The organism is Sphingobium sp. AP49, from assembly GCF_000281715.2.
Classification (GTDB): domain Bacteria; phylum Pseudomonadota; class Alphaproteobacteria; order Sphingomonadales; family Sphingomonadaceae; genus Sphingobium.
In genome coordinates this window covers 1,594,543-1,618,693 of record NZ_CP124576.1, presented here as the reverse complement: position 1 = coordinate 1,618,693, position 24,151 = coordinate 1,594,543, and the positions used below count along the sequence as shown (strand labels likewise).

The 24,151-nt window shown below is 65.8% G+C and carries 25 protein-coding genes; 9 read left to right on the top strand and 16 right to left on the bottom strand.

From position 1 onward, the window contains the following. On the top strand, positions 1-138 hold the full coding sequence (locus PMI04_RS07800; protein ID WP_162832700.1) for a hypothetical protein: 138 nt from the start codon (positions 1-3) through the stop codon (positions 136-138). Positions 139-245: 107 nt separating this feature from the next. Here PMI04_RS07800 and PMI04_RS07795 read toward each other — a convergent pair whose 3' ends face one another. Then, on the bottom strand, positions 246-1,388 hold the full coding sequence (locus PMI04_RS07795; protein ID WP_037487470.1) for a phage portal protein: 1,143 nt from the start codon (positions 1,386-1,388) through the stop codon (positions 246-248). Between the two features lie 184 nt (positions 1,389-1,572). On the opposite strand from PMI04_RS07795, the gene PMI04_RS07790 reads away from it, so the two are divergent. After that, positions 1,573-2,295, top strand: a complete 723-nt coding sequence (locus PMI04_RS07790; RefSeq protein ID WP_007715200.1) for a tetratricopeptide repeat protein — start codon at positions 1,573-1,575, stop codon at positions 2,293-2,295. Between the two features lie 219 nt (positions 2,296-2,514). Here the strand turns inward: PMI04_RS07790 and PMI04_RS07785 are convergent, their stop codons facing one another. The 9 genes from PMI04_RS07785 to PMI04_RS07745 form a co-directional block, all read right to left on the bottom strand. Beyond that, positions 2,515-2,853 carry a hypothetical protein gene (locus PMI04_RS07785; RefSeq protein WP_007715203.1) on the bottom strand — a complete coding sequence of 113 codons (339 nt, stop codon included), beginning with the start codon at positions 2,851-2,853 and terminating at the stop codon, positions 2,515-2,517. 212 nt (positions 2,854-3,065) lie between these two features. Then, positions 3,066-3,698, bottom strand: a complete 633-nt coding sequence (locus PMI04_RS07780) for an NAD(P)H-dependent oxidoreductase (protein ID WP_007715205.1) — start codon at positions 3,696-3,698, stop codon at positions 3,066-3,068. A gap of 238 nt (positions 3,699-3,936) precedes the next feature. Further along, the gene (locus PMI04_RS07775; protein ID WP_007715207.1) at positions 3,937-4,542 is read right to left on the bottom strand and encodes a hypothetical protein; all 606 of its coding nucleotides are present in this window, start codon (positions 4,540-4,542) and stop codon (positions 3,937-3,939) included. Between the two features lie 78 nt (positions 4,543-4,620). Beyond that, the gene (locus tag PMI04_RS07770; protein ID WP_007715209.1) at positions 4,621-5,928 is read right to left on the bottom strand and encodes a terminase family protein; all 1,308 of its coding nucleotides are present in this window, start codon (positions 5,926-5,928) and stop codon (positions 4,621-4,623) included. A 98-nt stretch (positions 5,929-6,026) separates the two neighbouring features. Then, a complete protein-coding gene (locus tag PMI04_RS07765; protein WP_007715211.1) occupies positions 6,027-7,343 on the bottom strand; it encodes a M28 family peptidase in 1,317 nt (438 codons plus the stop codon). A 61-nt stretch (positions 7,344-7,404) separates the two neighbouring features. Continuing rightward, the gene (locus tag PMI04_RS07760; RefSeq protein WP_157178197.1) at positions 7,405-9,033 is read right to left on the bottom strand and encodes a DUF6438 domain-containing protein; all 1,629 of its coding nucleotides are present in this window, start codon (positions 9,031-9,033) and stop codon (positions 7,405-7,407) included. Positions 9,034-9,174: 141 nt separating this feature from the next. Further along, positions 9,175-9,384, bottom strand: coding sequence for a hypothetical protein (locus tag PMI04_RS07755; protein WP_007715218.1), 210 nt, complete (start codon positions 9,382-9,384; stop codon positions 9,175-9,177). Between the two features lie 2 nt (positions 9,385-9,386). Next, on the bottom strand, positions 9,387-9,950 hold the full coding sequence (locus PMI04_RS07750; RefSeq protein WP_238536015.1) for a hypothetical protein: 564 nt from the start codon (positions 9,948-9,950) through the stop codon (positions 9,387-9,389). 22 nt (positions 9,951-9,972) lie between these two features. After that, positions 9,973-10,308, bottom strand: a complete 336-nt coding sequence (locus PMI04_RS07745; protein ID WP_007715221.1) for a hypothetical protein — start codon at positions 10,306-10,308, stop codon at positions 9,973-9,975. A 700-nt stretch (positions 10,309-11,008) separates the two neighbouring features. Here PMI04_RS07745 and PMI04_RS07740 point away from each other — a divergent pair. Continuing rightward, positions 11,009-11,278: a hypothetical protein gene (locus PMI04_RS07740; RefSeq protein WP_283184779.1), complete on the top strand. Its 270-nt coding sequence runs from the start codon at positions 11,009-11,011 to the stop codon at positions 11,276-11,278. Between the two features lie 180 nt (positions 11,279-11,458). Here the strand turns inward: PMI04_RS07740 and PMI04_RS07735 are convergent, their stop codons facing one another. Together PMI04_RS07735 and PMI04_RS07730 are read right to left on the bottom strand one after the other, a co-directional pair. After that, on the bottom strand, positions 11,459-12,004 hold the full coding sequence (locus PMI04_RS07735) for a hypothetical protein (RefSeq protein WP_007710055.1): 546 nt from the start codon (positions 12,002-12,004) through the stop codon (positions 11,459-11,461). A gap of 259 nt (positions 12,005-12,263) precedes the next feature. After that, positions 12,264-12,902 (bottom strand): glutathione S-transferase family protein, encoded by a 639-nt coding sequence (locus tag PMI04_RS07730; RefSeq protein WP_007710057.1) that lies wholly within the window; start codon positions 12,900-12,902, stop codon positions 12,264-12,266. A 242-nt stretch (positions 12,903-13,144) separates the two neighbouring features. Here PMI04_RS07730 and PMI04_RS07725 point away from each other — a divergent pair, with 242 nt between their 5' ends. Then, positions 13,145-14,638, top strand: coding sequence for an arylsulfatase (locus tag PMI04_RS07725; protein ID WP_007710059.1), 1,494 nt, complete (start codon positions 13,145-13,147; stop codon positions 14,636-14,638). Between the two features lie 191 nt (positions 14,639-14,829). Here PMI04_RS07725 and PMI04_RS07720 read toward each other — a convergent pair whose 3' ends face one another. Then, a complete protein-coding gene (locus tag PMI04_RS07720) occupies positions 14,830-16,428 on the bottom strand; it encodes a M28 family metallopeptidase (RefSeq protein ID WP_007710061.1) in 1,599 nt (532 codons plus the stop codon). Between the two features lie 118 nt (positions 16,429-16,546). Here PMI04_RS07720 and PMI04_RS07715 point away from each other — a divergent pair, with 118 nt between their 5' ends. Next, a complete protein-coding gene (locus PMI04_RS07715; protein WP_007710063.1) occupies positions 16,547-17,314 on the top strand; it encodes a head GIN domain-containing protein in 768 nt (255 codons plus the stop codon). Then, on the top strand, positions 17,266-17,997 hold the full coding sequence (locus PMI04_RS07710; RefSeq protein ID WP_007710065.1) for a DUF2807 domain-containing protein: 732 nt from the start codon (positions 17,266-17,268) through the stop codon (positions 17,995-17,997). Before PMI04_RS07715 ends, PMI04_RS07710 begins: the two co-directional genes overlap by 49 nt. Positions 17,998-18,139: 142 nt before the next feature. Here PMI04_RS07710 and PMI04_RS07705 read toward each other — a convergent pair whose 3' ends face one another. Both PMI04_RS07705 and PMI04_RS07700 read right to left on the bottom strand, forming a co-directional pair. Next, positions 18,140-18,481 (bottom strand): hypothetical protein, encoded by a 342-nt coding sequence (locus PMI04_RS07705; protein WP_052028061.1) that lies wholly within the window; start codon positions 18,479-18,481, stop codon positions 18,140-18,142. Positions 18,482-18,891: 410 nt separating this feature from the next. Further along, entirely contained in the window at positions 18,892-19,155 is a 264-nt protein-coding gene (locus PMI04_RS07700) for a hypothetical protein (RefSeq protein WP_037486467.1), read from the bottom strand. A 146-nt stretch (positions 19,156-19,301) separates the two neighbouring features. Between PMI04_RS07700 and PMI04_RS07695 the strand changes: the two genes are divergently transcribed. Both PMI04_RS07695 and PMI04_RS07690 read left to right on the top strand, forming a co-directional pair. After that, positions 19,302-20,570, top strand: coding sequence for an ammonium transporter (locus PMI04_RS07695; protein WP_007710068.1), 1,269 nt, complete (start codon positions 19,302-19,304; stop codon positions 20,568-20,570). Between the two features lie 7 nt (positions 20,571-20,577). Further along, the gene (locus tag PMI04_RS07690) at positions 20,578-21,459 is read left to right on the top strand and encodes a glycosyltransferase (RefSeq protein WP_037486468.1); all 882 of its coding nucleotides are present in this window, start codon (positions 20,578-20,580) and stop codon (positions 21,457-21,459) included. A gap of 49 nt (positions 21,460-21,508) precedes the next feature. Here PMI04_RS07690 and PMI04_RS07685 read toward each other — a convergent pair whose 3' ends face one another. After that, entirely contained in the window at positions 21,509-22,840 is a 1,332-nt protein-coding gene (locus PMI04_RS07685; RefSeq protein WP_007710072.1) for an MFS transporter, read from the bottom strand. A 187-nt stretch (positions 22,841-23,027) separates the two neighbouring features. On the opposite strand from PMI04_RS07685, the gene cyoA reads away from it, so the two are divergent. Then, positions 23,028-24,149 carry a ubiquinol oxidase subunit II gene (cyoA, locus tag PMI04_RS07680; RefSeq protein WP_081491011.1) on the top strand — a complete coding sequence of 374 codons (1,122 nt, stop codon included), beginning with the start codon at positions 23,028-23,030 and terminating at the stop codon, positions 24,147-24,149. The last annotated feature ends 2 nt before the right edge of the window (positions 24,150-24,151 follow it).

Sequence of the window (24,151 nt, the reverse complement as noted above, 5' to 3'; positions counted from 1 at the left end):
GTGAAGCGGGCGCTGCTCGGCGCGCTGCTGGTCCTGATCGCCGCCGCCCTCTGCCTCTGGCAAAGCGACTGGCTCGCCCAGGATCGCTGCCTCGACAGCGGCGGCCGCTGGACCATAGAGGGCCATTGCCGCCACTAGAAAGCAGACAGGGTTCACGCGGAGCCGCGAAGACGCGGAGAAGAGAAAAAGGGCCGCCGCAGGCGGCAGCGCAAAAATCTCCGCGCCTCCGCGTCTCCGCGCGAACCTCAAATCCCCAGCATCGCCTTCTTCTCTTCCGCAGAGAGGAAATCCGCCCCCGCCACCCGCTCCCACAGCGCCGCGCGCTCGTCCGACAGCGCCGGCACTGCGTCCAGGTCCGGCGCCAGGCTCAGCCCCGGCCACCAGCCCTGCAGTCCCTGCGCTAGTCCCGCGCCGATCTTGCCGACCAGCGGCAATATCGTCTGCCGCCACAGCGCCTTGTTCGCCTCGCGATAATTGGCGTAGCTATTGTCGCCCGGCAGCCCCATCAGCATCGGCGGCACGCCAAAGGCCAGCGATATCTCCCGCGCCGCTGCGGCCTTCAGCCCCACAAAGTCCATCTCGGCCGGCGACAGGCTCATCGCCCGCCAGTCGAGCCCGCCCTCCAGCAGCATCGGCCGCCCGGCATTGGCCGCGCCGCTGAACGCCGCCTCCATCTCGCGCCGCACCCGCTCGAACTGCTCCGGGCTCAGCACCGATCCGTCGCCCGGCGCATAGACCATCGCCCCGCTCGGCCGCGCCGCATTGTCGAGCAGCGCCTTGTTCCACACCGTGGCGGCATTGTGGATCGCCACCGCCCCCGCCGCCGCGCCGACACAGCCCAGGCCATAATGATCGTCGAGCGGATGGAGCGCCCGGATATGCAGCAGGCTGGTCCGCCCCGCGCCATCCTCGGGCGACAGCCGGGTCACGCTCTCGCCCACGCGATAGAGATAGGCGGCGGGCCAGCCGCGCGCATCCGCCTCCACGCTCACCCGCTCGGGCCGCAGCGCGAACAGCTCGGCCGGCATGCCGTCCGCGCCCGCAATCACCTGCACATAGCCATTGCCGTGCAGCAGCACATGGCTCGCCAGCGTCTCGATCAGCCCCTGCCCCGCCGACGCTCGCGCCACCAGCGCCCCGACCCGCGCCGCCGCCTCGGCGTCCATCCCGGTCTCCACCCCGCCGACCTTCAGCGCGCATGCCCCCGCTCCTTCGGACACCAGCCGCATTGCCCGCTGCGCGACCGGATTGCCGATCACCCCGGCGCGCAGCTGCGCCTCATAGCTGGCCGGCCATTCCCCCAGCGCCACCGCTCCCGATCCCCAGGCCCGCGCCAGCACCGGGCGCCTGGCTTCTCCAGCCGCCGCCTTCGTTCCAAACCATTTCATCCGAACATCCCCCATGCAAAAAATCCTCGCCCCGCCGGGGAGAGGATAGGGAAGGTTGGCGGCGCCAGCCGCCTACCGAAACTTGGAGAGGGGCAGTTGATCCGCCCAAAATATTGCCGCCCTGTTTCCAGCGCCGCGCCATCCTGCTAATCAGTCGCAATATCCAAACCAGAGACCTGCCCTGATGACCGCCCCCTCGCCTCTCTTGTCCCAGACCGCCGACCAGATGCGCGACCAGCTCGCCGCCTCGCCGCAGGCCGCCGCCGCACTGATCCGCGCCGGCGCCGATGCCGGCCTGCCCGAAGCCCAGGCGCTCTATGGCCAGATCCTGCTCGACGGTCAGGGCGTCGTCGCCGACCCGGCCGAAGCCTTCCGCCAGTTCGGCCTGGCCGCCGCCTCGGGCCATGTGATGGCGATCAACATGGTCGGCCGCTGCCATGAAAAGGGCTGGGGCACACCGGTCGATCCGGTCGCGGCCGCCGCCTGCTATCGCCGCGCGGCGCAAGCGGGCCTCGACTGGGGCATGTATAATTGGGGCAGCGCGCTCGGCCTCGGCGCGGGCGTCGCGAAGGATGAACAGGCGGCGTTAGGCTGGTTCCAGAAGGCCGCCGCCCTCGGCCATGCCAAGTCGATCAATTTCCTTGGCGCCTTTCATGAGGAAGGCTGCCTCCTCCCCCGCGACAGGACCCGCGCGGCGCAATGCTACCGCATCGCGGCAGAGGGCGGCGATTTTCGCGGCCAGTTCAACCATGCCCGGCTGCTGGCCGATGCCGGCGACATCGCCGCCGCCACCCACTGGATGCAGACCGCCGCGACCAGCGCCACCCCCGCCTTCCGCACCATGATGCGCGACCATCTCGCCGCCTCGCCCCACGCCGCCCTGCGCGCACTGGCCGATACTCTGTAAGAGTCTGTTTGAGAATGCGCCATCCGGCGCATTCCGGCACCAGCCCGCTCCCCCACCCGGCCACCCAACGGCAGTATTCTATGGGTGGCCGGGTGGGGGAGCGGGCTGGTGCCGTATCAGAAATCGCTCTTTCGCGATTTCTCAAACAATCTGTAAGCGCTCAAAGAAAAAGGGCGCGGAAACCCACGCCCTTCTGCCTTTATCCTGTCGCGCACCCGCTTAGGGATTGCGCTTCAATATCTCGTCGCAGGTCGAATTGGTGCCCGCGCCCTTGCCGATCAGGCGCCCGGCCACCGCGCCGGCCGCGCCCGCCAGCACCGTCTCGCCGACGCTGCCGCCGGCGATCACGCCGGCCCCCGCGCCACCGGCCGCGCCGATCACCGTGCCCTTGTCGCGCCCCTTCTTGCCCTGTTCCAGGCAATAGCGCACATCATCCCGCTCGCGCGGATCGGCCCGCGCCACGCGCGCCTCTTCCTTGCTGCTCAGCTTCTTCGCCAGCACCGGCGACGCGATCAGCGAAACGGCCATTGCCGCCGCCACCATCTTGGCCATCTTCATGACAATTCTCCGTCTGCTTTCAGGTCGATCCGCATAGAGACAGAAACAACGCACGGAAGGATGAAAGGGTGCACGCGCCTGCCGCCCGCGCACCCCGCATCCGTCCGATGCCGTCCGTCGGCCAGCGGCTTCCGACCAATCCATGTCCTTGACCTAGCAGGCGGATTTTTCTCGGGACAAGTCAGGATTTCCAGCCGCCTGCCCCGGGTCAATCAATCGATGCGCGAGATGAAGTCCGCCGCCGGACGCCGCACCTTCTTCAAATTGACCAGCCAGTCGCCCTCGTCCGCACGATAGCCCAGCGGCATCATCACCACCGAGCGCAGCCCGCGCGCCCGCAGGTCCAGTATCTCGTCCAGCGCAGCCGGGTCGAAACCCTCCATCGGCGTCGCATCCACCTCTTCAAAGGCGGCGGCGGTCAGCGCGATGCCAAGGCCGACATAGGCCTGGCGCGCGGCATGTTCGAAATTGGTCTGGGCGTCGCGCTGCGGATAGGTGTTGAGCAGCATCTGGCGATAGGCTTCCCAGCCCTCGTTGCGGAAACCGCGCTCGTCATTGACCAGGTCGAACATGCCGTTGATCCGGTCGGCGGTATAATTGTCCCAGGCGGCAAAGACGACCAGATGCGACGCGTCGGTCACCTGCGCCTGGTCCCAGGCGATCGCGCGGATCTTGGCGCGCAATGCCTTGTTGGTGACGACAATCACCTCGAACTGCTGCAACCCGCTCGACGTCGGCGCCAGCCGCACCGCCTCCAGGATGCGCTCCACCTTGTCCTCGGCCACCGCCAAGTCCGGGTTCATCTTCTTGGTGGCATAGCGCCAGTTCAGACGGTCGATCAGCATGAGAAATCCTTATATTGCAACGGTGCCAGCCTAAGCCCGGCCCATGACGCTTCGATGTAGCGCCCACCGCCCCAGGAATAAAGGTCTCACATTGAAACCAAATATTGCCCCACCCATCCTTGGCCTATTCCGCCTCGGCATGGGCAGGATGGCCTGACATCGGCCATCTCCCGTCATTGCTAGCGTAGCGAAGCAATGACGATGTCGGGCTTTGACGGCTAACAACCATAAGCGGATGCTAAGCGCGGCTGTATATCTCCAAATCCGAAGATGTAGCTATAACCAGAGATCTACCGGTCGGGGAAAAGCCATAAGCTACCAATGAGGACGGCAACGGCCTTAACTTGAACAACTCGGGTTCAGCCGCAGGAGGACTCCACAGCATTGTCTGCCCCGGTGGACACAAGAAAAACTCTTCCTCTGGCCATGAAAGCGGATGCAGTTCGATAAGCCATCCGTCCTCGGTGGCGTGGGATAAGCCGCCGCCGGAAACTCCAGCTACTCGAATCTGCTGCCCCTCCAACGGGCCTATGCCTTCGGCCTCTAAAGCACCGAAATCGGGGTAATACTCTTCATCATCTCTTGCAACTTTGCCGCCGGTTGCGCAGTCAACAACGCCACGTCCGCGCGCGCCCGAAACAACTAAGAGTAGGTCAGAATTCGACGCAAAACCGATGTGCTGAAGGCCCCCTATAGCAATCGTTACCAATTTACGCCACGGTCCCAAAGCACTCGCAGGCGTAAGCCCGTCCAAATACCGGAAACGATCTTTGAGGTGATTTGGGACGGTGCCTTTACCAGTTGTTTTAGCTCTCTTGAACATAGTCTCGTTATAGGACAGCATCGTCCGCTTTCCACCCTTCTTCGCGTCTCCGCGTCTCCGCGCGAAAATGCCTCACGCGGCGCACGCACAGCCCTCCCCTCAAAGCCCCCTGACCCGCGCCTCGCCCTTCGTCCCCAGCATCAGTTCGCTCAGCCCCCACACCAGCGCATCCGCCCGATCGGGCGAGCGCCCCGGCCCGACATAGCTTCCCCCCGCCAGCAGCCCACACATCTGGTCCTCCAGCTCCGGGAAAGCCCCGCGATGCGCCACCCGCCCGGCCTCATAGAGCGCCGCCACCGGCTCGGCCCGCGCCGCCTTGCCCCGGCTGGCATGGACCAGCCGCAGCGGCAGCGCCTCCTGCGCCGCACGCAGCACGCTCGCCACCATGTCGCCGCCATTATTGGCCTCGGCCACCACCCGGTCGGCGCCATGGCCCTGCGCCGCCTGCGCCACTGCCCGCGCCCAGCCTTCGGGCGAGCAGCCCGCCACGCTCGCGTCCGCGATCACATAGCCGCGCCCATCTCCGCCCAATCCGACCACGACGATGCCGCACGCATCCCCTCCGGCCGTCGCCGGCGGGTCGACCGCCACCACCACCCGCGCCAGCGCGCCCGGCACATGCCGCACCCGGCACGCCTCCAGCGCCGCGCGGGTCCATAGCGCGCCTTCCGCCTCCTCGATCAGTTCGCCGTCCAGTTCCTGCCGCCCCAGCCGCGTGCCGCCATAAAGGCGCGTCACATCGTCAACGAAGCCGGCCGCCAGATGCGCTGCATTGTCCGCCGTCCGCCCCCGCGTCAGCACCACATCGGCGCCATCTCTTGCCACCAGCGCCCGCACCAGCGGCACCGGGCGCGGCGTCGTCGTCGCCACCACGCGCGGATCATGCCCCAGCCGCATCGCCATCATCATATTGTCCCAGGCCACCTGCCCGCCCGGCCATTTGCCGATCTCGTCGGCCCAGCCATGGCTGAACTGCGGCCCGCGCAGGCTTTCCGGCTCGGCCGCGCCGAACAGTCGCGCCTGCGCGCCATTGGGCCAGGTCAGCGTGCGCAGCGCCGGGGCATAGGCCGGCCGCGCCCACCAGGGCGCCACCGCCAGCACCCCGCTCGCCCCCTCCACCATCACGCTGCGCGCCTCGCCCAGGGTCGCACCGACCAGCGCGATCCGCGCCTCGGGATCGCGCTCGGCAATGGCGCGCACCCATTCCGCCCCGGCCCGCGTCTTGCCAAAACCGCGCCCCGCCATCATCAGCCAGATGCGCCACTCGCCCGCCGGCGCCAGTTGCGCCGGCCGCGCCAGGAAATGCCAGTCCTGCCCCAGCCGCTCGGCCGCCTCGACGCTCAGCCAGCGCGCCAGATCGGGCCAGGCCGCCGCCTGCTCGACCCAGTCGCAATCGGCCATCTGCATCCCCGCCCCTCCCCCAAACCACACGCAACAAAAAGGCCGCCCGCAGGCGGCCTTCCAAAAAATCTCCGCGTCTCCGCGCCTCGGCGCGAACCAAAATCCTATTTGCGCGGCGCCATCCCGCCAAAGGTCACCAGGCTCTCGGCCCCGTCCTTCGCCACCGCCGCAACGCCGATGAAATGATCGTCGACCACGATATCCTTCAGCACCGTCTCAGTTGCGCCAGTCACGACCCGGCTGTCGCTCCAGTCCTGCTTGTCCGCGCGCCGCCAATACACCTTGTAGCTGACCGCCCCCGGCACCGCGTCCCAGAAGACCCGCGTGTCCATCGACAGCGCGCCATCCAGCGACACCGTCGCTGGCGCCGCCGGCGCATCGGCCAGCCGCCGCAGGGTCGCGACATTGAGCGCGGTCACCTTCGCCAGATAGGGAAAGTCCATGCCCTCGACCGTGTCGCCATAGACCCGGCCATTTTCGGTGCGCAGGTCCTGATGCTGCCGGTCATAATTCTCGATCCCCACCGAAAAGCGCACCGCCGGAAAGCCCAGGTCCAGGAAGGGCGAATGATCGCCGCCGCGCCCGAACCGATCGAACCGCCGCACCGCCAGCACCTCCAGCCCGATCTTCGGGTCCGCCTGCGCGATGCCGTCGATCGCCTTGGCCAGCGCCCGCGACGGGCCGTCATCCTCGCCGCCGATCGCCCGGCGCGTCAGGTTCGCCTTGGCGTCGTCGCCCGCGCGAATGCCCTCGGAGAAGACCCGCACCCGATCCGACACCACCTGGCCATTCTGCCCCACCGTGTTGCCGACAATGTCATTGTTCAGCATCGCCCGCACATGCCAGCCGCGCGCCTTGGCCGTGCTGGCAAGCAGCTTGCCGCCCCACAATCCCTGTTCCTCGCCCGACAGCAGCGCATAGACGATCGTGCCGTTATATTTCTGCCCGGCCAGCACCCGCGCCGCCTCGATCACCAGTGCCGTGCCCGACGCATTGTCATTGGCACCCGGCGCATCGCTGGTGATGTTCATCACGTCGGTCACGCGGCTGTCGATATGCCCGGCGACGATCACCACCTCGTTGGGATCACCGGTGCCCTTCTGGATCGCCAGCACGTCGACCACCTCGACCCCGTCGGGCGCGCGCGGCCCGGTGAAGCGATCGGCCACCGTCTCGACGGTCAGACAGCCGCCACAGCCCTTGCCGATCCTCTCGAACTCGGCCTTGCCCCAGGCCCGCGCCGCGCCGATCCCCCGCTTGGGGTCGGTCGCGCTCGACAGCGTATGGCGCGTGCCGAAGCTCACCAGCCTCTCCACCGTCGCCTTCAACCGCGCCGCATCGGGCGCAGCAGGCGCGGCCGGCGCCGCCAGAGCAGGGGTGACAAGGGCCGAAGCGGCGGCGAGCAGGATGATCTTCTTCATGGGGTCCGTGTCTTACCCGCCCGCAAGCGACTGTAAAGCCGCAGTACGCCGTCGCGCCTCTTCACTTGATCCCATGCGCATCCAGCCAGGCCAGCGTCGCGGGCCAATGATATTTGGCCGCTTGGTCGCGCACTGTGCCATTATCATCCTTGGCCTTCGGGTCCGCCCCCGCGCGCAACAGCAGCAGCGCCACCCGGTCGTCATCCACCGACAGGATCGGCGCCGTGCCTTCATCATCGCGCGCATTGGGATTGGCCCCGGCCTTCAGCAATATCGCCGCCATGTCCGGGTCATCGCACCCCATCAACGGTGTCCAACCCAAATCGTCTCGCGCTTCCAGCGGCACGCCCGACGCCACCAATATTTGCGCCATCTCCGCCCGCACGCCGCGTTCCGCATCGTTGCAGGGACCCCAGCTCTTACGGATAGCGTTCAGCGCATTGCCATCATTGCCCGTCGCCTTGGGGTCCGCCCCGGCCGCAACCAAGGCCCTGGCGATCGACACGTTGCACCCGGCACCATCGGCCAGCGCCTTGCCCAGTTCCGCCTTCGACATGCGCGCCACCGCGCCGCGCCGCGCCATCTCGTCGAACAGCGCGCCGTCACCCACATCGGCGGCATAGCCGGCAATCGCCGCGCCGATCGGCCGCATCGTCTTCCTGGTACCGGCCGGCGTCATATTGACCGGCATGGACAGGTCCAGCCCTTCGCCGATCGCCGCCGTTATCAGGGCGCGGACATCGCCCCCGTTGCGCCCCCTGTAATTCAGGCGGGTCGCCGCCAGCACCATCGCCGCCGCATCCTCGGACCGGAAATCCAACCCCTCCTTCTTCATCAGTGCCACGGTCTCGCCATTGCCGCGCACCCAGCGCGCCGTGCCCGCAACCGCGTCCACCGCCTTTTCCAACTCGGTCACGCTGGCCGGCATGCCGACCATATCACCGACATAATCGGTCACCCGCTTCGTCACGCCACCGATGCGCAGCGTCAGCGCATAATAGGGATTGTCGGTCACCTGCGCCTGATATTCGTCCTTCAACCCCATGAAATGCGCGGCGCGGAACCGGGCGATCAGGTCGGCGACCGCCTTGGGATCGATCTGCGCCTCATGCACGCCCGGCCATAACAGGCCGTCGCCCATATAGGCGCGATGCACTTCCGCCTCGGTTCCGTCGAAATTCTTCTGCTCGCTCGAAAAGCGGACCGCCCCGTCGCCGCGGATCGCCACCTGATAGGCGGGACAGGAACCGTAACAGGCGCTGCGTTCCAGCATGATCTCGACATCGCCCGGCGCGCCTTGCGGGAAAGGCACGCTCTTGTCCGGTTCGATTTCCGGCATCCGGTAATGGATCTTGACGCTGCCGACCGCCTCGACCGGCTGCCCCTCGAACATCTGCGGGCGAAACGTCCAGGCACGTACTGCCGCCAGTCCGGGCGCGGGGTCCAGCTTCCCCCGATTGTCCAACGCCTTGGCCTGCACGACCTTGCCGTCGACACCCACGGTCACCAGCACCGACAGTTCGGCAAAGCCGGGCGCGTCGGCCACCTGCACGCTCTCGGCGCCCGACAGGCGCTCCGACGCCAGGTCATAGATGCCGACCTGCCGCACCCCCTGCGACGACGCCAGGCATCCCTGCAACGCCAGCACCGCCGCCAGTCCCGTTGCCAGCTTTCGTCCGATCCTTGCCACGCGCATCCTCATGCCCCTGATTTCAACAGGGTGGATGCCGCGCGACCAAAGATGAGACAAGCAGATTATGGGCCGGGATCAGCTTGTCCGTCGACCCACCGGCGATCCCGGTTCCAACGACCAGCCGATCGCCCCTCTCGTTCAGCCGGCGCCAGGCTGGCCCTGACGCCGCTGCTGACATGTAACCAGCACCGCGACAAAGGGCAGCACCAGCACCGGCAGGCCCGCCATCGCCTTCGCCACCAGCGGATGCGCGGTCAGCCCGTGCATCAGCAGCCCCACCAGCGCCGTACCGCCCCAGAACAGCGTCGCGCACAGGCCCATGCTGGCCAGGGCAATGATAATCCGCATCCCTATTCCTCCACCAACCGCTGTGCCGCGATCACCGCCGGATCGCTGTCGATCGCGTGCAGATAGGCGGTGCGCTCGGCCGTCCCGCGCTTCAGCTTCGCCAGCCCCCGCACCTGCGCATCGGTTAGCGCGATCCGCACATAGCCGCGCTCGACCAGGCACTGGTCCAGTGCCGCCTGCAATTGCGCCCGCACGTCGCTGCGCGTCATCGCTTCATATTTCCCGCCGAAATTCGCCGTCCGCCGCGCGACATTGGCCGCGTCATGATGCATGCCGATATTCGCCGCCGCCATCAGCGGGCTGAATTCACTATCGCCGCCATATTGCCGCAGGATCATGACCAGCTCGGCCGAACTCAGCGCATCCAGCGCCCGTGTCGTCTCGGGCCGCATCGTCACCGCCACGCTCTGCGTCGCCGCCGCGCATGCGCCCGCATCATCGGCATAGTCGGCCAGCGACACGCCTGCCCTCGCGCAACTGGTCGGCGGCCCGGCGATCGCAGCGGACGGCATCAGCGCCATCAGCGCCATCAGCGCCATCATGCTCCCCATCGTTCGCCGCATCATCGCCTCCTCAGCCCAAATATCCTCAACGCCTCTTCGACCAGCGCCCGATCATCCAGATATGCAGCGCATGGATCGCCACGAAACCCGCCGCCATCGCCATCAGTACCGGGATCACCAGCCCCTCCTGTCCGGCGCGCGGTGGCACCCACAAAGGCATCGCCCCGGTCAGCATGATAACGAACGTCCCCAGCACGGGGGTGAAGGCCAGCGCCACGGCCCGCGGCGCGCGCCAGCTGACCGCGCCCGTCAGCGTCCATTGCATCGGCAGCCGGTCGATCGTCCGGAACCGGCGATTGGCGCGCACCGACAGGGCGATCATCGCCCCCGCCGCCGCCAACAGGACCAATATAGCCAGCATCGACCACCTCCAAAGCCTCGGACCGATCCTATCAGAAGAACCGCACTGCCGCAAAATCCCACCCCTCCCGCAGCGGGTTACGACCATCTCCCGTCATTGCGAGCGTAGCGAGGCAATGACGATGTCTGGCTTCGACGGCTGGCGACGCATTGCGGACACTCCTTTTTCCGCGAACGGGAGAGGGCAGGCAGCCCCTCCCCTCTCCGCCACCTCGTTCCCCTTCTTTCTTCTCCGCGTTCTTTGCGCCTCCGCGCGAAAATGAATCACGCGGAGGCGCAAAGAACGCGGAGAGAGGGAATGGCAGCAATCCCCCCCCCGGACGCCGCTCACAGCATCGATCGGCGCAAGACGGCTCCAATAAAGGTCGGCCCGCTCTCGGGCGGGAAAGCTGCCCGACGCAAAGCGACCATCTCCCGTCATTGCGAGCGTAGCGAAGCAATCCATCTCGCGCCGGTGGATTGCTTCGCTACGCTCGCAATGACGATGTCCGGCTTTGACGGCTAACGACCATTTGTTGCAACTCGTTTGGTAATTCGAGATCGCCAATTGCGGACAAAACCTGACGCTGCAATATATGTGTTACGGCGTTAGGCCGCCTAATCCATTTGCTTGTCCTAGCGAGGTTTTAGTGGCTAGATTGGCGCTTATTTTCGTATTTTGTATCGCTCCATTATCCGCCAGTGCGAGAGAAGCGAGCCCTATGATCCGAATTAGCTTTGCCGAGGACTGGATGAAAAAGCCTCCGGAAGTCGTAAAAGGCAGCGGCACTTGGCGGAATTTTTCCAGCAATAACACGGCAGAATCAGCGCTATCTGAAGCAATTTTGCGCTGCGGCCAAAAGCGATTCAAGTGGGACGCAATAGGTTTCGGCCATGGCAATTCAATGCTTATCGATAATGAAGCTGGGGCGATGGCGAGAATCAAGTGTGCTGCTGCTCTAGTGCCTTTCTCTTTAGTTATCGAACGGTGAGACGCCGGGTGGCAGGTGGTGAGAGTTTATCTAAAAAGCCAAAAAGCCGGCCGTCCGCAACCCACCCTCCCGCGACCCGCAGGTCAACGCGGGAACCCATCTCCCAGGGCCTCCCATTAGGAAGATGCGCGCCCGCCAGCGCAAGTTTGACGGCATAAAACTGGTTTCCCTTCTCCCCCCTCACGTCCCCGCCGCCGCGCGTCGTCGCCTTACCTCGGCCAGCACCTGCTCGACGCGGGCGATCGCGTCCGCGCTGCCCGGCCCTTCCGCCGCGCCCCGCACCGCCCGGCGCGCCGCCACCTGCGCGGCATGGAGCTTGAGCAATTGCAGCCCCAGCGACGGGTTGGGCGCGCGCGTCACCTTGCGGCTCTTCACCGCGCCGTCGCCATCCTCGACAATCTCCTCGCGCTCGCAGCCATGCAGCGCCAGGCGGATCAGCATCGCCTCGATCTCGGCATAGCCCTGCTCGATCGCCGCGTCCCAGTCGCGGGCGAAGGCCGCGTCGCGCCGCCGGAGCGCATAGGCTGTCTGCCGGCTCTTCTGCACCGTCCGCGCCGCCTCGCTGACATTGCAGGTCTCGGCCAGTTCCGCCAGAAAACCGGCGCGATCGGCCTCGTCCCAGCCATCCTTGCGCACCCGCCGCTGCTGCAACCGTGCGCCGCCCTTCCGCGCCTGATGCTGCGGCACCAGCCGTTCCCGCTTCGCCACCCCCTTTCGCGCCGCCATCGCCCCCTCCCCGAAACCGCCTCGCAAACCCGCCGCCCCGCACGACCGGCGTCACAGGGCAGACCCGACGCAAAAGGGGCCGGCCCGACCGGACCAGCCCCTTTCGCCTCACCTGAAAGCATCGCCCCGGTAACCACGACCCGAAGCCCCGTCACCCCATCGCGCACCCGTCGTCCTGCCGACGACTCGCAATGATCGACGTTCCTCTTCCCTGCCAGATCAGCGTGACGATGTCAAGCAATATGTTCCATATAGGTTATCATGCCTTGCCCAGCATCCGCGCCTCCAGCGCCATCGCGGCGGCAAAGCTCGGCCGCGCCCGCAAGCCATCGAGCCAGGCCTTGATCCGGGGCCAGCGCCCGTCCTTCAACCCGGTGCTGCAATAGCAGACATTGATCAGCGGACAGGCGACGGCAATGTCGGCCAAAGTGAAGCGATCCTCCACCAGCCAGCCGCTGTCGGGCAATACGCCCTCCAGATGGTCATAGATGCCCGGCATCTTCTCCACCTCGGCCCGATCGGCGCGGGCGGGATCATGCGGCATGTCGAGCAGCTTTCCGACCACCCGGTTGAAGAAGATGTCCGCCCCCACCGGCTGGGCGATGGTGTCGGCAAATTCCTCATACCATATCGTCCGCGCCCGCGCCTTCGCTGCGGTCGGGATCAGGTTCGGCTCGGGGTACAGCGCATCCATATAGGTTATGATCGCGGTCGAATCGCTGATCGCGAAATCGCCATCGACCAGCGCCGGTATCTTGCCGAAGGGCGATGCCCGCTCAAACGCCTCGCCGCCCTTGCCGAACCCGGCCGGCCGGACCTCGATGTCGATCCCCTTTTCGGCTGCAAAGACAATGACCTTGCGCACAAAGGGCGACGGCCGCGCACCATAGATGATCATGCACCCACTCCTGCTTCCTGGTGGTGGAGCGCCGATCCTGCCAGACCAGTCGCATAGTGCAACTGTTTATCGGGCAGTGGAAATGGCCTGCCCGGCGCAATCGCTCGGCCGATCGCGCGGCACAGGGCCGATCATGTCACAACGCTTGGGAGTTTCCCGCCCCCTCTCTCCGGATTCACACCGATACCCCCTAATATTTGGCGGCCTACTCTTTTTCGCGAAACCTGCGAATGGAGACCATCATGCCAAAAGGTAAGCCGAACGTCCTGGTCATGTGGGGCGACGATATCGGTCAGTCGAACCTCAGCTGCTACACCCGGGGCGTGATGGGCTATCGCACGCCCAATATCGACCGCATCGCCAAGGAAGGCATGATCTTCACCGATTCCTATGCGGAACAAAGCTGCACTGCGGGGCGCGCCTCGTTCATCACCGGCCAGTGCGGCCTGCGCACCGGCCTGACCAAGGTCGGCCTGCCGGGGGCGGAACTGGGCCTGCAGCATGAAGACATCACCATCGCCGAAGCGCTCAAGCCGCTGGGCTATCGCACCGGCCAGTTCGGCAAGAACCATCTGGGCGACCGCGACGAGCATCTGCCGACGGTGCATGGCTTCGACGAATTTTTCGGCAATCTCTACCATCTGAACGCGGAGGAAGAGCCGGAGCATCCCGACTATCCGCGCGATCCGGAATTTCTGAAGAAATATGGCCCGCGCGGCGTCCTCCACTGCTGGTCGGACGGCAAGGGCGGCCAGAAGATCGAGAATACCGGTCCGCTGACCAAGAAGCGGATGGAAACGGTCGACGAGGAATTTCTGGCGGCGGCCAAGGTCTTCATCAAGGCCGCCCATGACGCGGGCGAACCCTTCTTCGTGTGGTTCAACACCACCCACATGCACGCCTTCACCCATTGCAAGCCCGAGAGCAAGGGCCAGGCCGGCCAGTGGCAGTCCGAATATCACGACGTCATGATCGACCATGACAAGTGCATCGGCGAAATGCTCGACTTCATCGACGAGCTTGGCATCGCCGACGACACGTTCGTGCAATATAGCACCGACAACGGCCCGCACATGAACACCTGGCCCGATGCCGGCACGACCTCGTTCCGCAACGAGAAGAATTCGAGCTGGGAAGGCGCCTATCGCATCCCGCTGCTGGTTCGCTATCCCGGCCAGATCGAAGCAGGTGCGGAATCCAACGAGATCGTCAGCCATCTCGACTGGTTCCCGACCATCCTTGCGATCGCGGGCGAACCCGACATCAAGGACAAGCTCAAAAAGGGCTACAAGGCGGGCGAAAAGACCTTCAAGGTCCATCTCGACGGCTATAATCTGCTGCCCTATCTGACCGGCAAGGAAGAGAAGAGCCCGCGCAAGGGGTTCATCTATTTCACCGATGATGGCGATGTGGCGGCATTGCGGTACAACAACTGGAAGATGCTGTTCCTCGAACAGCGGGTGCCGGGGACGCTGAAGATCTGGCAGGAACCGTTCGTCGCGCTGCGCTGCCCCTATATCTTCAACCTGCGCATCGATCCCTATGAACGGGCACAGATCACGTCCAACACCTTCTATGACTGGATGTTCCGGCGCATCTTCCTGCTGGTTCCGGCGCAGGAACTGGTCGGCGAATTCCTGGCGACGTTCAAGGAATTCCCGCCGCGCCAGAAGTCGGCAAGCTTCAGCCTCGATCAGGTCGTGGACGCCCTGACCGCGAACGCATCGGGCGGATAGTCGGCGCGGCCTATCCATGACGCATGGGCGGCAGTCCAGGACTGCCGCCCATGACATATCCGGGCCAGGGAAGGGCCGACGATCGGCCCGGCAACCGAAAGCGCGTGCCCCGGCCGGATTGCGGGCTACGACGTCCTATCGCAGCCCATCCGCGCGCCAGCCAGTCCGCAATCCCGGCGAAGGCAGCGCCCCTATTTCACGAACCGCTTGAAGAAGCTGTCGATATTCCAGGTCGGCCGCGCATCGGCATTGGCAACGCGCAGCGTCACGGCGGTCACATAGTCGTTCAGCTTGGCCGTCTCCGCCGGCATCACCGGCTGGTTCGCATCGTCGAACGGCGAATGATAGATGTTCGCCCGCCACGCCTTCTCCACCGTGGCTTCGGGCGTCCCCGCCTTGAAGCCATATTTGAAGAACAGCGCCGGTATCCCCTCGCGGATGAAGGCATATTGGTCGGACCGGATGAAGACATTGCGGTCGGGGAAAGGATCGGGCGTGATCGGCAGGCCCATGGCCTCGCTCACCGCCGCCGCCTCGCGGCCCAGGCTGCTCTGGTCATAACCGACCGGGGTCACGCTGGTCAGCTTGAAGATCGGCAGCGCCATGTCGAAATTGAGGTCGGCGACGATGCTCTTCTGCGGCACGGTCGGTCGCCGCGCGAAATAGCGTGCCCCCAGCAAGCCCTTCTCCTCGCCGGTAACGATCGTGAACAGGATCGAGCGGCGCGGCTTTTCCTTGCCATTCTTCAATGCCTTGGCAATCTCGATCAGGCTGGCGACGCCCGACGCATTGTCCAGCGCGCCATTATAGATGGCGTCGCCCTTGATCGGCGTGCCAACCCCATAGCCGTCCAGATGCGCCGACAGCACGACATATTCATGCGCCAGCTTCGGGTCGCTCCCCGGCATCAGCGCGATCAGATTGGGGGAGGACAGCTCCTCCCGCTTCGCCGCCACCTGCGCCTTCAGCCGCAGCGCCAGCGGAAAGCTGGCGATCCTGGCCGACGCATCGGCCGCCTTGGCGATCGCGGCGAAATCCTGGCCGCTGCCGGCAAACAGATCGGCCGATCGCGCCGGATCGAACTGGGCGTTGAGGAAGGGCGCCTGGGTGTCGCGCAGCGCGACGTCCTTGTAATAGACCGCCGGCGCGCCCGCCAGCGCCTTGCGCCGGTCCCAGGGTATCTCGACCTGCCCCGGCGTCACCAGCGTGATCATCCCCAGCGCGCCCTGCGCCGCCAGCCAATGGCCGCGCTCCGACCGGGCGTGCGACTTGAGCGCCCCCGAAATATCGGTCGGCCCGCCCGACACCACCACCACGATCTTGCCCTTCAGGTCCAGCCCGGCGAAATCGTCATGACCGACCTCGGGCAGGTGCAGGCCATAGCCCGCGAACACCATCGGCGCGTCGACCGCCCCCGGCACCGGCCCGCCACTCCCGGAAAAGATGATGTCGCCCGGCACCGACAGCGCCGTCTCGCCGCCCGCCCCGACCAGACTCGCCCGGCTCTGCTCCGACACCACCGTCTGCTCGACAAAGGCGATCGGCTGCTTGTAGCCCTCCACGCCCGCGGGCTTCAGCCCCAGCGCCTTGAACTGGCCGATCACATAATCGGCCGCCTTGTCATAACCGGGCGTACCGGTGCCGCGCCCCTGCATGTCGTCGGCCGCCAATATCTGGACATGGCGCCACCATTGGTCGCCCCGCGCCGCCAGGTCATCTTCGGCACGGGCCGGCGCCGCAACGCCCCCCAGGATCGCGATCAGCGGCAGGACGGGGAACAGCGTGCGCATCGGGACTACCCTTCTGTTATTCAATATCTATCATGCCTTATCCTGCCCGACGAACAAGGGGGCTTGGAACCGCTACGACTTAAGCGTATTAGGGATGCAACACAGTATGGAGAATAGGATGTCCCGCCTGCTTTCGATCCACACCCTGCCGCTCGCCGTCCTGCTGGCGGCCGGCCTTGCCACCAGCGCCTGCTCGCGCAGCAATGATCGCCAGTCCGGCGGCAGCAGCGATTCCCCGGCCGCTGCCAGCACCCCGCAGGACTGGGCCGCGCTCAAGGATTTCCGCCGCATCGACGTGACCGGACCTGACAATGTCGTCGTCACCATCGGCCCCAAATTCTCGGTCACGGCCGATGGCGATGCCAAGTCGATCGCCCTGCTCGACATCAAGGTGAAGGGCGATCGTCTGCTGATCGGCCGCAGGTCCGAAGGCATGTGGAACAAGGTCGATGGCGGCCGGGGCGCGACCATCCATGTCACCCTGCCCGCCATCGCGGCGATCGACGTCACCGGCTCGGGCGACTTCATCCTCGACCGGGCGGAAGGGGCCGAACTCGCCCTCTCGCTCACCGGCTCGGGTGATCTCGACATCGGCCAGGTGAAGCTTGGCACGCTCAAGGCGGAAATCACCGGAACGGGCAGCATCACCCTCGCCGGCACCGCCGACCAGGGCGATCTCAGCGTCACCGGCACCGGCGACATCGACGCCGCCGGCCTGCGGCTCGGCCGCGCCTCGGCCGACATTCTGGGCACCGGCGACATCGACTTTGCCTCCGACGGCCCGGTCGCTATCAAGATCATGGGCACCGGTGACGTGAATGTGAAGGGCAAGGCGCAATGCACGACGAACGCGATGGGACCGGGCGAGGCGCATTGCGGCCCCTGATGCTGATGGCGGCGGCGCTGCTTGCCGGGGCCAGACCGGCCGGCGCCGCCACCCGCGGCTTCACCATCACCAGCTTCGACCAGATCCGCGTCGACGCGCCGGTCACGGTGGTCATCACCACCGGCACCGGCGTCTCGGCCCGGGCCGACGGCGCGCAGGACGCGCTCGACCGGCTGCATGTCGATGTTTCCGGCCGGCTCGCCATCATCTCGATGGACAAGGGCCAGCCCGGCGCGAAAAGCCCCGGCCCGGCCACGCTGCGCCTCTCCACCGGCGACGTGAACCGGGTCGTCCTGACCGGTGGCGGCGCCGTCACGGTCAGCGCGATGAAGGGCCTGAATGGCGAAATCGTCCAGGGCGGCAATGGCGACGTCAGCGTCGCGTCGGTCCAGCTCGACAATCTCCAGGTCACGCTCGCCGGCGGCGGCCGCACCACGCTGACGGGGACCGCCGGCGTCGCCAATCTGCGCATCAGCGGCCCGGGCGCCATCGCCGCCGACCGGCTGGTCGCGCGCCAGGCGGCGATCCTCAACGACGGCCCGGGCACCGTCGCGCTCGCCGCCAACGGCCCGGTCAGCGTCCGGTCCACCGGCTCGGGCGACGTCAGCGTCACCGGCAAGCCGGTCTGCACCGTCGAAAATGAAGGCACCGGCCGCATCCAGTGCGGCGCCGAAAGCTATTAGATCGCAGGGCCAAATTCCCGCTCGCCAGATAGCCGGGATGGGTGGCTAGGCGACCGTCCTGTTTGGAGGAGATAGTCGACCATAGCTGACGCTTCGCGAAGAAAAATCGTTTGGCGACGATCGCCCGATAGCGGCCATTCGATCAATAGAATTTCAGTTCCTGTCGTTCTCGGCGGGCGGGCGATTTCTCGTCGAGCGCCAGTATATCGCTGATCCATGTTATAAGCGCCGGAAGCGCCTTGCGTTCTACTTCATCGCGGGCTTCCGATGCCTCTTTGCTCGGCACAGAACCAGCTTGGATGTATATGCGCTCATAAGGGATGTCAGGGCTTGGCGGCCAAAAATGAGCATTGAAAAATCTCCCGGGCGCTCGGGTCAGATAAACGTCGACCGACAAACTCGCAGAGGTTAGCGCCTCTTCCAGTCTTGACGGCTTGAGTGGGTAGCTTTGACCCTTTGGTAGCTTGGCAGTTGCCGACTTCATCACTCGATCATGCTCTGACACAGGCGAACCCGCAATGACGGCTTTACACCAAATTTGGCTATTCGACGTTCTACTTGTCATCTGAATGAGCGGTAGGTTTCAAGAACGCGGATGGCGATGTTCGAGTGACCGACTTTGGTCGTTAGCCGTCAAAGCCGGACATCGTCATTGCGAGCGTAGCGAAGCAATCCATCGGCGCGGGATGGATTGCTTCGCTACGCTCGCAATGACGGGAGATGGTCGAAATTCGCGGGCGGCAAAGGATTAGCTGTTAGCGAACCATACGAATATGCCAACTGAGGCGATGGCCCAACAAGCCACCCCAACCCCTAGGCCGCAAAGGATGCCAACGGCAGCATTCCAGCGGCGAGTTAGGAAAATGGCGCTTCCGAACGCCGCAAAGAATATCATCAATACGATTGCCACGGTCGCCATAGCAGAAGGTATTGCAGCGCCGGGCCATGTCCGCAATCGGGAATGGCGCTCAACCCATCCAACGGCAAAAAATGGTCGCTTCCAGACCGTCCGATTTTGTCCACGCGGCCCTGCCCCTCGCAGATCAGCTCCGCAACATTGGCCGGGCCGGGGGCGATCTGCGCGCCCGACCCGACATCGACCGCCCTCGCCACCTGGGGCTGGCTGGTGGCATAGCCCGCATTGTCGGTGATCGACACGACCCGCCATCGGGCTGGGCCATGCGCGGCGCCAGGCGTCCATCTAGTCGACGGAAACGCTGCGGAAACGCGATGCGGATTGCTTATGGAAGTGTTTACCCTGACTACGCTAGTTAAGCCGACCTGACCCGAACCGGATCTTCCCCATGCGCCCTGCCCTTGCCCTGCCCTTCCTCGCTGCCCTGCTGGCAGCCCAGCCGGCTGCGGCCCAGGGGGCGGTGGCCGACAGCGGCGACACCGGCTGGATGATCCTGTGTGCCCTGTTGTTGCTGCTCGCCGCGCTGCCCGGGCTGATGCTGCGCCATGCTGGCCTCGCCAATGTCCGCCACGCCCTCGCCACCATGGCCCATAGCGTCACCGCCACCGCGACGATCATGCTGGCCTGGGGCGTGGCCGGCTACAGCCTCGCCTATGCGCCGGGTGGCGCCTGGCTTGGCAATGGCACTCATTTGCTGCTCGCCAACATGGCCGACCTGCGCGACGGGCTGACCGTCCCGGAATCCGCCTTCGTGCTGTTCCAGATGGCCTTCGCCGTCCTCGCCGGCGGGCTGGTGGTCGGCGCAGTCGCCGGGCGTACCTCGATCGGCTGGATCGCCGCCTTTGCCCCGCTCTGGCTGCTGCTGGTCTATGCCCCTCTGGTCCACTGGATCTGGGGCGGCGGCTGGCTCGCGGACCTGGGCGTCATGGATTTCGCCGGCGGCCTTGCGGTCCACGGCCTGGCCGGCTTCTCCGCGCTGGCCCTGTTGCTGATCGCCGGACGGCGGCGCGATCCATCAGCGACCGGCCATGCCCCGCTGCTGGTCCTTGCCGGCGGCGCGCTGTTCTGGATCGGCCTGTCGGGCGCGGTCGGCGGCTGGGCGCTGGGCGCCACCGACAATGCCGCGATCGCCATCCTCAACCTCTTCTTCGCCGCCTGTACCGCCAGCCTCTGCTGGTCGCTGATCGACCGGCTGCTCGGCGCCCATGCCAGCGCCACCGGCCTTTTGTCGGGCGCCATCGCCGGGCTGGCCGCCATTTCCGCCTCGGCCGGACTGGTCGGCACCGGCGGCGCGATCCTGATCGGCCTTGGCGCGGCGATCGTCTGTCGCATCGGCGCCGGTATCGCCAGCAGCTGGATCGATGATCCCGCCGCTCTCTTCGCCATTCATGGCCTGGGCGGCCTGACCGGCGCCCTGCTGCTCCCGCTGTGCGTGCTGCCGCTGCTCGGCGGCGTCGGCTTTGAAGGCACCGGCCTGGCCGGCGCCCTGGTCGCCCAGGCGATCGGCGCCTGCCTCGTCGCCCTCTGGGGCCTGGTCGGCACCGCCATCGCCGCGCTGATCGTCAGCGTCGTGCTGCCGCTGCGCCTCTCCCCGCAGGAGGAGGCCGACGGCCTTGATGCCGTGCAGCATGGCCAGCAGAGCTGGGATTTTCGCTGATCCCGCCATGGCCGTTGCCGTCGCCATCTTCGCCCATCAGGAACAGCGCCGGATCGCCGGCTGCCTCGGCTCGCTCCCGCTGGATCGGGCCGACACCCTTTTCCATGTGCTGGTGAACGGCACCACCGATGCCACCGTCGCCCGCGCCACGGCGGCGGCGGGCGGCCGTGCCAACGTCATCGTCCACGACATTGCGGCGGGCGGCAAGTCGCGCACCTGGAACCATTTCGTCCATGACCTGCTGGTCCTGCCGGTCGATGCCGTCATCTTCCTCGATGGCGACGCGGAAATCGCACCCGGATCGATCGATGCGCTGGTCGCGGACCTCGCCGCCCATCCGCAAGCCAATGCCGCCGCCGGCATGCCCGTCAACGGGCGAGAGGTCGAGACCTATCGCCGCAACCTGCGCGCCGAACGCGGCATCTTCGGCGATCTCTACGCCTTGTCGGGTCGCTTCGTCGCCGCCATCCGGGCGCGCGATTTGCGCCTGCCCGACGACCTGGTCGGCGACGACGGCCTGGTCGCATCCTGGGCGCATACCAATCTGGCGAGCGACGCCGGCTGGGAACTGGAGCGGGTGCTCGCCTGTGAAGGCGCGGGCTTCGCCTGCGAACCGGTCGGCCTGGCCCGGCCGCTCACCTGGCGGATGCACTATAAGCGGCTGATCAACTATTCGGTCCGCTATTATCAGAACCGCATCGTGTCCGACATCATGGCGCGCGAAGGGCCGACCGGCCTGCCGCGCGAACTGGTCAGCCTCTATCCCGACTGGCTGCCGCGCTGGCGCCCGCGCCCCGGGCCGATCGGCTGGTTCGACCGCAAGGGCCTCGCCCGGATGCGCGCCCGGGTCGGCGCCCTGAAAACGTCGGCGCCCATGAAAAAAGCGTGACCGGCCGGGCCGATCACGCTTTCTCTTGCAGCCTCTCTGTCAGGCCGGATCAGCGATCCCGGCCCGCCAGTTCCTTGTTGACGTAGAGCGCAACGATCGTCGCGACCGCACCCGACAACAGGTAGATGCCCGACGCGGCCAGGCCGAACTTCACCGACAGCAGCAGCGCCAGCAGCGGGGCAAAGCCCGCGCCGACCAGCCAGGCCAGATCCGACGTCAGGGCCGATGCGGTATAGCGCGATTCCGTCGCGAAGTTGGACGCCACCACGCCCGACGACTGGCCGAACGCCAGGCCCAGCAGCATGAAGCCCAGGATCATGAAGGCGACCTCGCCCAGATCCCCGCCATTCAGCAGCAGCGGCGCCATCACCGCAAAGATCGCGATGCCCAGCGCCGACCAGCCCAGCAGCGAGCGCCGGCCGATCTGGTCGGCGATGAAGCCCGACACGACGATCGCCAGCAGGCCGACCGACGCACCGATCATCTCGATGATCAGGAATCGCTCCAGCGGCTGTTCGGTGAACAGCGCCACCCAGCTCAGCGGAAACACCGTGACCATGTGGAACAGGGCAAAGCTCGCCAGCGGCGCGAAGGCACCGATGATGATGTTGCGCCCTTCCTTCTGGACCGTTGGCAGCACTTCGGACGGCTGCAGGTCGCGCTGCTCGAACAGACGCTCGAACTCGTGCGTCACGACGATGCGCAGCCGGGCGAACAGCGCCACGACGTTGATCGCAAAGGCGACGAAGAAGGGATAGCGCCAGCCCCAGTCCAGGAAATCCGCCCGCGACAGGGTCGTCAGGAAGAAGGCGAACAGGCCGCTCGCCACCAGCAACGCCAGCGGCGCGCCCAGTTGCGGCACCATCGCATACCAGCCACGCTGATGCTTGGGGGCGTTGAGCGACAGCAGCGAAGCCAGCCCGTCCCAGGTGCCGCCCAGCGCAATGCCCTGCGCCGCGCGCAAAATGACCAGCACGACGGCGGCATAGTGGCCAATCGTCGCATAACCGGGCATAAAGGCGATCGCCGCGGTCGACCCGCCCAGCAGGAACAGGGCGGCCGTCAATTTGGTACCGCGGCCATAATGGCGATCGATCGCCATGAAGATCAGCGAGCCGATCGGCCGCGTGATGAAGGCCACCGCGAAGATCGCGAAGGAATAGAGCGTCCCCGTCAGGGCATCGACATAGGGAAAGACCAGGCTCGGAAACACGATGACCGAGGCAATGGCGTAAACGAAGAAATCGAAGAATTCGGAGGTGCGTCCAATGATCACACCGATGGAAATATCACCCGGCGCGATCGAATGGTCTCGCGCATTGATAAGGCGCGCATCATCCTCAAGCTGGGTCGAGGTGAAGGCAATGGCCTGTGAACTCATAGGCATCCGCTCCCTTGCTGGGCCGAAGGTGCCTGTTGTGGGTCTCCCGACGGCCAGAGAATGGCAACATAACAGAAAACCCGCAGAGTCTAAGCAGTATCCCACATATGAAGATTTTTTTGCGTTCGCACACAATTGGACAAATTGCCCACTATCCGACTCCTTGCGGAAGGGTTAGGCGCGCGCCATGTCACACCCTCACTCACCCAATTGGAGCCGGCTTTTGCGCTGGTCCTCCGCGATCCTTGCGGCGCCGCTGGCGGGCTGCAACTGGGTCGTGATGAACCCGTCGGGCGACATTGCGGTGCAGCAGCGCGATCTGATCCTGATCTCGACCGCGCTGATGCTCCTCATTGTCATCCCCGTCATGGCACTGGTCGTCTATTTCGCCTGGCGTTACCGCGCCGCGAACCAGGCCGCCGAGAAGGAATATGACCCCGACTGGGATCATTCCACCAAGCTGGAGCTGCTGATCTGGTCGGCCCCGCTCCTGATCATCATCTGCCTCGGCGCGCTGACCTGGGTGAGCACGCACAAGCTGGACCCCTATCGTCCGCTCGACCGGATCGACGCCACCACCGCGATCGACCCCAAGGTCAAGCCGCTGACCGTCCAGGTCGTGGCGCTCGACTGGAAATGGCTCTTCATCTACCCCGATCTGGGCATCGCCACCGTCAATGAACTGGCGCTGCCGACCAATGTCCCGGTCCGCTTCGACATCACCGCCTCGACCGTGATGAACAGCTTCTACGTTCCTGAACTGGCCGGCCAGATCTACGCCATGCCCGGCATGAAGACCCAGCTCCACGCCGTCGCCAACAAGGCCGTCACCGGCACCGGCTTCTCCGCCAACTATTCGGGAGCGGGCTTCACCCATATGCGCTTTGGCTACAAGGCGCTGGACCAGGCCGGCTTCGACGCCTGGGTCGCCAAGGTGAAGGCCGGCAATGCCGCCCTCGACCGCAATGTCTATCTGACCCTTGCCAAGCCCAGCGAAAAGGCGCCGGTCGCCTATTATTCGGCCGCCGATCCCAAGCTGTTCGACGCCGTCGTCAATCTCTGCCCCAAGCCCGGCCAGCGCTGCATGAGCGATCTCATGCACGTCAACATGATGGGCGGCGCCGGCAAGGAATCGGCCAAGGAAACCGAAGGTCTCCAGTACGACTTCCCCAACAGCCATGTGATCGACCAGGAAGACCGCAACAAGGGGCAGGAAACCGCCCCCGACGCGCCGGGCGCTGGTGCGGCTGCGCCTGCAGCCGATCACTCCTCTCACAGCGGCGCTGACGCGCACGCGCAGCATCGGTAAGG

What these genes read in the sequence shown, in the direction of transcription:
- PMI04_RS07795 (WP_037487470.1), bottom strand. Translation starts at nt 1,388, where the DNA reads ATGAAATGGTTTGGAACGAAGGCGGCGGCTGGAGAAGCCAGGCGCCCG.
- PMI04_RS07790 (WP_007715200.1), top strand. Translation starts at nt 1,573, where the DNA reads ATGACCGCCCCCTCGCCTCTCTTGTCCCAGACCGCCGACCAGATGCGC.
- PMI04_RS07785 (WP_007715203.1), bottom strand. Translation starts at nt 2,853, where the DNA reads ATGAAGATGGCCAAGATGGTGGCGGCGGCAATGGCCGTTTCGCTGATC.
- PMI04_RS07780 (WP_007715205.1), bottom strand. Translation starts at nt 3,698, where the DNA reads ATGCTGATCGACCGTCTGAACTGGCGCTATGCCACCAAGAAGATGAAC.
- PMI04_RS07775 (WP_007715207.1), bottom strand. Translation starts at nt 4,542, where the DNA reads ATGCTGTCCTATAACGAGACTATGTTCAAGAGAGCTAAAACAACTGGT.
- PMI04_RS07770 (WP_007715209.1), bottom strand. Translation starts at nt 5,928, where the DNA reads ATGCAGATGGCCGATTGCGACTGGGTCGAGCAGGCGGCGGCCTGGCCC.
- PMI04_RS07765 (WP_007715211.1), bottom strand. Translation starts at nt 7,343, where the DNA reads ATGAAGAAGATCATCCTGCTCGCCGCCGCTTCGGCCCTTGTCACCCCT.
- PMI04_RS07755 (WP_007715218.1), bottom strand. Translation starts at nt 9,384, where the DNA reads ATGCGGATTATCATTGCCCTGGCCAGCATGGGCCTGTGCGCGACGCTG.
- PMI04_RS07750 (WP_238536015.1), bottom strand. Translation starts at nt 9,950, where the DNA reads ATGATGCGGCGAACGATGGGGAGCATGATGGCGCTGATGGCGCTGATG.
- PMI04_RS07745 (WP_007715221.1), bottom strand. Translation starts at nt 10,308, where the DNA reads ATGCTGGCTATATTGGTCCTGTTGGCGGCGGCGGGGGCGATGATCGCC.
- PMI04_RS07740 (WP_283184779.1), top strand. Translation starts at nt 11,009, where the DNA reads ATGATCCGAATTAGCTTTGCCGAGGACTGGATGAAAAAGCCTCCGGAA.
- PMI04_RS07735 (WP_007710055.1), bottom strand. Translation starts at nt 12,004, where the DNA reads ATGGCGGCGCGAAAGGGGGTGGCGAAGCGGGAACGGCTGGTGCCGCAG.
- PMI04_RS07730 (WP_007710057.1), bottom strand. Translation starts at nt 12,902, where the DNA reads ATGATCATCTATGGTGCGCGGCCGTCGCCCTTTGTGCGCAAGGTCATT.
- PMI04_RS07725 (WP_007710059.1), top strand. Translation starts at nt 13,145, where the DNA reads ATGCCAAAAGGTAAGCCGAACGTCCTGGTCATGTGGGGCGACGATATC.
- PMI04_RS07720 (WP_007710061.1), bottom strand. Translation starts at nt 16,428, where the DNA reads ATGCGCACGCTGTTCCCCGTCCTGCCGCTGATCGCGATCCTGGGGGGC.
- PMI04_RS07715 (WP_007710063.1), top strand. Translation starts at nt 16,547, where the DNA reads ATGTCCCGCCTGCTTTCGATCCACACCCTGCCGCTCGCCGTCCTGCTG.
- PMI04_RS07710 (WP_007710065.1), top strand. Translation starts at nt 17,266, where the DNA reads ATGCACGACGAACGCGATGGGACCGGGCGAGGCGCATTGCGGCCCCTG.
- PMI04_RS07705 (WP_052028061.1), bottom strand. Translation starts at nt 18,481, where the DNA reads ATGAAGTCGGCAACTGCCAAGCTACCAAAGGGTCAAAGCTACCCACTC.
- PMI04_RS07695 (WP_007710068.1), top strand. Translation starts at nt 19,302, where the DNA reads ATGCGCCCTGCCCTTGCCCTGCCCTTCCTCGCTGCCCTGCTGGCAGCC.
- PMI04_RS07690 (WP_037486468.1), top strand. Translation starts at nt 20,578, where the DNA reads ATGGCCGTTGCCGTCGCCATCTTCGCCCATCAGGAACAGCGCCGGATC.
- PMI04_RS07685 (WP_007710072.1), bottom strand. Translation starts at nt 22,840, where the DNA reads ATGAGTTCACAGGCCATTGCCTTCACCTCGACCCAGCTTGAGGATGAT.
- cyoA (WP_081491011.1), top strand. Translation starts at nt 23,028, where the DNA reads ATGTCACACCCTCACTCACCCAATTGGAGCCGGCTTTTGCGCTGGTCC.